This window comes from Rhizobium sp. NFR12, assembly GCF_900108545.1.
In the GTDB taxonomy this organism is placed as follows: domain Bacteria; phylum Pseudomonadota; class Alphaproteobacteria; order Rhizobiales; family Rhizobiaceae; genus Neorhizobium; species Neorhizobium soli.
In genome coordinates this window covers 476,258-483,628 of the sequence record NZ_FNWM01000004.1, presented here as the reverse complement: position 1 = coordinate 483,628, position 7,371 = coordinate 476,258, and the positions used below count along the sequence as shown (strand labels likewise).

General features: G+C 62.1%; 5 protein-coding genes and 1 tRNA gene. 2 read left to right on the top strand and 4 right to left on the bottom strand.

The annotated features are described in order from the left end of the window. Positions 1–15: 15 nt before the first annotated feature. Positions 16–92 (top strand) — tRNA-Met (locus BLW69_RS18745). A gap of 452 nt (positions 93–544) precedes the next feature. Then, a complete protein-coding gene (locus tag BLW69_RS18740; protein ID WP_244508881.1) occupies positions 545–2,131 on the top strand; it encodes a gamma-glutamyltransferase family protein in 1,587 nt (528 codons plus the stop codon). Positions 2,132–2,222: 91 nt separating this feature from the next. On the opposite strand, the gene BLW69_RS18735 is transcribed toward BLW69_RS18740, so the two are convergent. The 4 genes from BLW69_RS18735 to BLW69_RS18720 all read right to left on the bottom strand — a co-directional run bounded on the left by BLW69_RS18735 (position 2,223) and on the right by BLW69_RS18720 (position 7,369). Next, complete coding sequence (locus BLW69_RS18735) at positions 2,223–3,632, bottom strand: mannitol dehydrogenase family protein (RefSeq protein ID WP_092664086.1); 1,410 nt, start codon at positions 3,630–3,632, stop codon at positions 2,223–2,225. Beyond that, positions 3,629–4,828, bottom strand: a complete 1,200-nt coding sequence (uxuA, locus tag BLW69_RS18730; protein ID WP_092664084.1) for a mannonate dehydratase — start codon at positions 4,826–4,828, stop codon at positions 3,629–3,631. Before uxuA ends, BLW69_RS18735 begins: the two co-directional genes overlap by 4 nt. Then, entirely contained in the window at positions 4,825–5,889 is a 1,065-nt protein-coding gene (locus BLW69_RS18725; protein ID WP_092664082.1) for an L-idonate 5-dehydrogenase, read from the bottom strand. Before BLW69_RS18725 ends, uxuA begins: the two co-directional genes overlap by 4 nt. 73 nt (positions 5,890–5,962) lie before the next feature. Beyond that, complete coding sequence (locus BLW69_RS18720) at positions 5,963–7,369, bottom strand: TRAP transporter large permease (RefSeq protein WP_062454266.1); 1,407 nt, start codon at positions 7,367–7,369, stop codon at positions 5,963–5,965. Between the last annotated feature and the right edge of the window lie 2 nt (positions 7,370–7,371).

The following is a 7,371-nucleotide window of genomic DNA, read 5'->3' as shown; positions in this document are numbered from 1 at the left end:
GCCAAATTCGCTTGGCGCGGGGTGGAGCAGCCCGGTAGCTCGTCAGGCTCATAACCTGAAGGCCGCAGGTTCAAATCCTGCCCCCGCAACCAAATCATCATTATCGAAAAACACCCGTAGCGAAAGCTGCGGGTTTTTTGCGTTTGTAGCCTAACCGAAGCGCATCGACGGCCGATACGCCGTGTCTGCCAAAGACGGGTGACGCCGGATGGGATCGGTTTTGCTGGGCTTCTCCTCAGACAATGCTGAAAACTCTTCGAGCGACGCTCGTGTTGCTAGCCTCTGCCAGGGCTTAAGACATAGCTGCACGGGCGCAGGTTTTAGCGCTCAAATGAAATTGCGAGACCGCCTTTCCTTCCTTGAGGTTGCAGGTTTGCCGTTCGCTGCACTATCGTGCAAGCCGATTGCCTGATGGAGGTTACCGTCCAAAGGCGGCGGGCTGCCGAAAGGTTTGCCGCTGACCGACATCCCCTCCGAATATGGTGACGTTTGGACCCGTAGGCGCTGAGGCCATGACAGGCTGTCAGTGAAACAAAGGAATGACATGTCCGATTTCGATTTCTTTTCCGCAAGGCGCACGTCGACCATGTCGACCGGCGCGATGATTGCCACGTCGCATCCGCTTGCCACGGCAGCCGGTCTGGAAGTCCTGCAGGATGGCGGCAATGCTGTCGACGCAGCGATTGCGGCTGTCTCCGTCCAATGCGTCGTCGATCCCCTGATGACCGGTATCGGTGGCGATTGCTTTGCGCTCTACGCACCTGCGGGCGGCGCGGTCAAGGCGCTCAACGGTTCGGGCCGCGCGCCTGCCGCCGCCTCCATTGCAGCCCTTACAGAGCTCGGCTTAAGCGGCGAGATTCCCCAGACAAGCCCGCATTCGGTCACCGTTCCGGGTGCCATTTCCGCCTGGTGCCGTCTTCACAAAGACCATGGAACTCTGCCGCTCGAGCGATTGTTCATGCGCGCGATCGGCTATGCGCGTTCCGGCTTTCCCGTCACGCCTCGTGTCGCGATGGACTGGAAGGGCAATGAAAAAGTCATCGCCGGCGACAGCCACGCCGCTGCGGTGTTTCTGCCTGAAGGCAAGGCGCCCGTTGCAGGCGCCGTCATCCGCCAGTCGCTTCTGGCGGACCGCCTCGAGGAGATTGCTGCAGGCGGGGCTGCCGCCTTCTACGAAGGGGAAACGGCGGAAAAGATGGTTGCCCATCTGCGCTCGCTCGGTGGTCTGCACACGCTCGAGGATTTCGAGGCCGGCACGGATGGCGCGAACTGGATGGATCCGGTCAGCGCCAGCTACAAGGGTTTCGACGTCCACGAGTGCCCGCCGAATGGACAGGGGCTGGCGGCGCTGCTGATCCTGAAGATCGTCGAAGGCTTCGATCTCGCCGCCATGGACGAGGCGGATCGGATCCATGTCCACGCGGAGGCGACAAAGATCGCCTATCATCACCGCGACGCCCTGATTGCAGACCCCGAGCATTGCGCGGGCGTTGCCGAACAGCTGTTGTCCGATGAAGTCGCTGCGACGCTCCGCAGCCGTATCGACATGAAGAAGGCATTGCCGCCGGTTCTGTGGGACGAGCCAGAACACAAGGACACGATCTATCTCTGCGTCTTCGATACCCAGGGCAACGCGATTTCCTTTATCAACTCGATCTTCCATCCCTTCGGCTCGACGCGTCTCGACCCGAAGACCGGCGTGCTGTTCCACAGCCGTGGCGCGTCTTTCCGGCTGATCGAGGGGCATCCGAATGCGATCGGCCCGTCGAAGCGCCCGATGCACACGATCATTCCCGGCATGGTGACGCAGGATGGCAAAACGGTGATGCCGTTTGGCGTGATGGGCGGCCATTACCAGGCAGCGGGTCATGCGGCCTTCCTGTCGGGCGTGATCGACAGAGGTCTCGATTTGCAGGCGGCCATGGACGTGCCGCGCAGTTTCGGCTTCGGCGGCGTGCTGGAACTCGAGCCCACCGTCAGCCCGGCGGTGCGGGCAGATCTTGAAGCGAGAGGCCATGTGCTGAAGATCGTCACCAGCCCGATCGGAGGCAGTCAGGCCATCCGCATCCGCGACGGCCTGCTCGAGGGTGGGTCGGACAGCCGCAAGGATGGCATGGCGCTCGGCTTCTAGCCATAGCGGCGTATTCCATTACGGTCGTTCGGAAGTGCAAAAAGCCCGCCGAGTGCGGGCTTCTTGTCGTTCTAGCGGACGGAGGTACGCCCTAGCGCCACTGTTTCATTTCCGCATCCACTAGCGCGCGCCATGCCTGGGAATCGATCAGAGCCTGCGGAAACAGGCCCGGGATCTTGAAAAACGGGGCCGAGGGCTGCTCGTCCGAACTCTTGGCAGCGGCGGAGAGAAGCTCGTCGCGGCGCGGATCGTTGCAGTCCTGTAGCCGGCAAACGGCCGCAAGCCAGACGCCGACGACGTGCGCATAGGCCGCCCCATCCTCGCCTTGGCCGAGAACCTCGACTGCGGGTCCGAAAATACGCTGCGGGATCTTCTGGCTCGTATCCATCGCGATCTGCGCGCAGCGATGCGCGATTGTCGGATTGGCAAAGCGTTGCAGAAGCTGCTGGATATAGGCCGAAAGGTCGATTCCCGGCACCGGGTCGAGCGTCTTGACCACGGTGTTGAGATGTCGCTCGACATCCGCAACATGCCGTTCGACCGTCATCACGTCACGGGTGCATTCCAGCCCGTCCAGCAGGCCCAGATGCGCAAGCAGCGTATGCGAACCGTTGAGAAGCCGCAGCTTCATTTTTTCATAGGGCTCGACATCGACGGCAAAGAGGGCGCCGGCGGCTTCCCATTGCGGTCGGCCGGAGACGAACTCGTCTTCGATCACCCATTGCAGAAACGGCTCCGTATCGAGCGCCAGTGCGTCTTCGACGCCGAGCAGTCGGGATGCGCGCTGCCGGGTTTCTTCCGTGGCGGCGGGCACGATCCTGTCCACCATGCTGGAGGGAAAGGCACCGTTCTCGGCAATCCATTCGGCAAGAGCCGGGTCGCGCCGGTTTGCCATGTCGAGCACCAGCCGCCGCAGGATCTTGCCATTGGACGGAAGATTGTCGCAGCAGAGCACGGTGAAAGGCGCAACATCCAGGTTGCGTCGAAGCGCCAGCCCTTCGACGATGAAACCGATCGGGCCGACCGGCGCCTGCGGGTTTTGAAGATCGGCGGCAACGGAGGGATGATCGGGATCAAGGCCGCCTGTCGTCGGATGCAGCCCGTAGGCCTTTTCGGAGACGGTGAGTGTGACGATCCGGATGTCGGGGCTGACGAGATAGGCCAGAACCTGGTCGCGCTGGTCCGCAGCGCAGATCCAGTCGACGGTCGAGCCGATCACCTCGGACCGATCGCCCTCGGTGTCGCGCACGGTGATCGAGTAGAGCCCGTCCTGTTCGGCCATCGCCCGGACCGGCTCCGGCGAGCGCAGGTTGACCGCAACGATGCCCCAGGGGCCAAACTCCGCCTCGAGCGCCTTCTGGGTATAGACGGCCTGATGCGCCCGGTGAAAAGCACCGAGCCCGAAATGCACGATCCCGGGGCGAAGTTTCGCCCGGTCGAAGGTCGGACCGGTCACGGTATCCGGCAAGGTCGTCGCGGATGAAAGTCTCTGCAGGGTCATTCTTTTGCTCCAAATTCCGGATGGCTGAGCGCGCGCTCGATGCCGCGTAGTTCCGCCAGACCCTTGAGCCGGCCGATCGCCGGATAGCCCGGCTGGGCGCCACGGGTGAGGTCGTCGAGGATCTCCTGACCATGGTCCGGCCGCATGGCAATCCTGTGATCCTCACGTCCTTCGCGATGACGCCGCTTTTCTTCCTTCAACAGGGCGGCGATGACCGCCACCATGTCGGTACCGCCTTCGAGATGCTCGTCTTCGAAGAAAGAGCAGGGCAAGGAGTCCTCATCGCGCGTCACATTGCGCAGATGGACGAAATGGATGCGGTCGGCAAAACGCTCGGCAATCCGGGGGAGATCGTTATCCGCACGCGCGCCGAGCGAGCCGGAGCACAGCGTCACGCCATTGGCGCGGCTGTCGACCGCTTTGAGCATATGGGCGTAATCGTCTTCGGTCGAAAGAATCCGCGGCAGGCCAAGCAGCGGCCACGGCGGATCGTCCGGATGAGCGCAGATGTTGATCCCCACCTGTTCGGCGACAGGCACGACTTCGGACAGAAAATCGACGAGGTTCGACTGGAGTTTTGGGCGGTCGATCCCGTGGTAGGTCCTCAGCTTCTCCAGAAGCTGGTCGAGCGAATAACCATCGGCAGAGCCAGGCAACCCCGCACCGATGTTGCGGCCGAGTGCTGCGATCCTGTCGTCCGCGAGCTCGGAGAAGCGCTTCGCTGCCTTGTCTTGCAGGACGTCGGGATAATCGGAAGCTGCATCCGGTCGCTTGAGGATGTGAATGTCGAAGGCGACGAAATCGGTAAGGTCGAAGCGCATTGCCTTCGCGCCGTGCCGGGTTTCCCAGCGCAGGTCGGTCCTGGTCCAGTCGAGGACCGGCATGAAATTATAGCAGACTGTGCGAATGCCGCTTTGCGAAAGGCGGCGCAGGCTTTCCTGCCAGTTGGCGACATGGGTGCGCCAGTCGCCGGTCTGGGTCTTTATCTCTTCCGAGACAGGCACGCTTTCGACCACATCCCAGTAAAGGCCGCCGGCCTTGATTTCCGCGTGTCGCTTCTCGATCTCGTCGGCCGGCCATACGGCCCCTGTCGGGATGTGATGCAGGGCGCTGACAATGCCCTCCGCGCCGGCCTGCGCCGCATCCCTTACCGAAACCTTGTCGATCGGTCCGAACCACCGCCAGGTATGCTTCATTCTGTTCTTCCCGTTTCATGGTCGAAAAGTGCGATCTGCACCTTGCAGGCGACGGAACGGTCCGAAGCCTGTTCAAAGGCGCTCACCGCGTCCTCGAGTGGATAGGTATGCGAAAGGACTGGCCGCACATCGATGGCGCGCCGAGAAATCAGATCCACCGCTTCTGCAAACTCGCGATCGAAGCGCTGCGAACCGCGCCAGTTGATTTCCTTGCCGACCAGCATGTTGAGCGGGATCGTGACATCTCCCGTCACGCCCACCTGAACAAGAGTTCCTCGCGGCTTCAGGGCTGCAAAGGCGGTGCGAAGCGCTGGGCCGGCGGCAGAGCAGTCGAAGGCCACATCGACCGTGCCTTTGCCTTCGAGATAGGGCGAAAGCGCTTCCGCGTTTTCGGCCACGTTAACCGTTTCGGTCGCTCCCATGGCGGGAGCCCGGGCAAGGGCTGCGTCGGCGAGATCGGTGACGATGATCTCGGCAGCACCTGCATACCGGGCCGCAGCGACGGTCAGAAGGCCGATCGGTCCAGCGCCGGTCACCAGCACGCGCTTGTTTTTGAGATCGCCGGCCTGGGAGACTGCATGAAGGCAGACTGCGAGCGGTTCCGCGCAGGCGGCTTCCTCAGGCGAAACATCGGCCGACACGGGATGGCACTGGATTGCCGGCACCACGAGATGATCGCGGAACATGCCCTGTTCGTGCGGCAGGCGCATGGCGCTGCCCATGAACCGCATTTCGAGGCAGTGGATCGGCTGCCCAATGCCGCAATAATGGCAATGGCCGCAGGGTTGGGACGGATTGACGGCGACCAGGGTGCCGACGCTGAGACCGGAAACGCCGTCTCCGATCGCTTCGACGAAGCCGGATGCTTCGTGTCCGGAAATGATCGGTTCGCGCACGCGGATCGGGCCGAAGCCGCCGTCCTGGTAATAATGCAGGTCAGAGCCACAGATGCCGCCCATCGCCATGCGCAGGAGCACTTCACCGGGGCGAGGAGCTTTATAACCCTCGCTCTCGACCTTGAGATCGCGTTTGCCATGCAGGCGGACGACGCGGGTAAGCATGGGGATAGCCTCGTTTCATGCGTTTCGATCGGTCATTCCGCGCCGGTTGCCCGACGCGGAATGTTTGTCGGTATCAGCGGATCAGGCCCATTTCAGTCGGCAGCCACAGCGTGATTGCCGGCACGAAGGTGATCAGCACCAGAGCGAGCAGCAGCGGCACCAGCCAGGGCAGGATGGCCATCGTGGTCCGCTCGACCGACAGCTTCGCGACGCGGGACAACACGAACAGCACCATGCCAAGCGGCGGATGCAGCAGCCCGATCATCAGGTTCAGCGTCATGATCAGACCGAAATGCACCGGATCGATGTCGAACTGAAGCACGATCGGCAGCAGGATCGGCACCAGGATGGTGATGGCGGCGATCGTATCGAGGAAGCAGCCGACGAACAGCATCAACAGGTTGACGAGGATCAGGAACACCCACTTGCTGTCGGTCAGGCTGGTGATCGCCGTAGACAGAAGCTGCGCCGTCTGGCTGACCGTCAAAAGCCATGCAAAGACGGAGGCCGCGGCCACGATGAACAGCACGGAGGCCGTCGTTTCGATCGTGTCGAAGGTTGCCTTGGCAAGCGATTTGAAGGTCATGGTGCGATAGCGCACGAGGCCGAGGAACAGCGACCACAGCACGGCGGCAACGGCTGCCTCCGTCGGCGTGAACCAACCCATCGTCATGCCGCCGATCAGGATGACCGGGGTCATCAACGCCATGACGGCGGAGAAGTCGAAATACCAGTCGCAGGCGAGAAGCACGACGAGCGCGATCAGGATCGACAGGTTGAGCGATAGCCCGGTCAGCGTCAGCAGATAGATACCAAGCGGCACCATGGCCACAACAAGGACCTCCGTCGATGCGCTGAGGATATTCCTCCAGCTGAACGGCGTATCGGAACCCCAGCGTTTCACATAGGCGAAGATGGCAACGGTCAGCATCATCAGCACCGTCATGACGACGCCCGGCACGATGCCGGCCATGAACAGCGCGCCGATCGAAACGTTGGCCATCATCCCGTAGATGACGAAGGGCAGCGATGGCGGAAAGATCGGACCAAGCGTTGCCGATGCCGCGGTGACGCCGACGGCGGCCTCGATCGGATAGCCGTGGTCCTTCATCGCCTTGATCTCGATCGTGCCGATACCGGCAGCATCGGCAAGCGCCGTTCCGGACATGCCGGAAAAGATGACCGAGCCGATGATGTTCACCTGCGCCAGGCCACCCTTCATCCAACCGACCAGTGCCACCGCGAACGAATAGATACGACCGGTCACGCCGGCGCTGTTCATCAGGTTGCCGGCCAGAATGAAGAAGGGAACGGCCAGAAGCGGGAAGCTCTCGACACCGGCAATCAGCCGCTGCGCGACGATGATGTCAGGCGCGACATTGTAGAAGACGATGTAGAGGACGGACGAGGTTGCCATGGAGATGGCGACCGGCAGGCCCAGCACCATCAGGAGAAGAAACGAACCGATAAGAAGCAGCATGA

Excerpts from the sequence above, each read along its gene's own strand:
- BLW69_RS18740 (WP_244508881.1), top strand. The coding sequence starts at position 545 with ATGTCCGATTTCGATTTCTTTTCCGCAAGGCGCACGTCGACCATGTCG.
- BLW69_RS18735 (WP_092664086.1), bottom strand. The coding sequence starts at position 3,632 with ATGACCCTGCAGAGACTTTCATCCGCGACGACCTTGCCGGATACCGTG.
- uxuA (WP_092664084.1), bottom strand. The coding sequence starts at position 4,828 with ATGAAGCATACCTGGCGGTGGTTCGGACCGATCGACAAGGTTTCGGTA.
- BLW69_RS18725 (WP_092664082.1), bottom strand. The coding sequence starts at position 5,889 with ATGCTTACCCGCGTCGTCCGCCTGCATGGCAAACGCGATCTCAAGGTC.
- BLW69_RS18720 (WP_062454266.1), bottom strand. The coding sequence starts at position 7,369 with ATGCTGCTTCTTATCGGTTCGTTTCTTCTCCTGATGGTGCTGGGCCTG.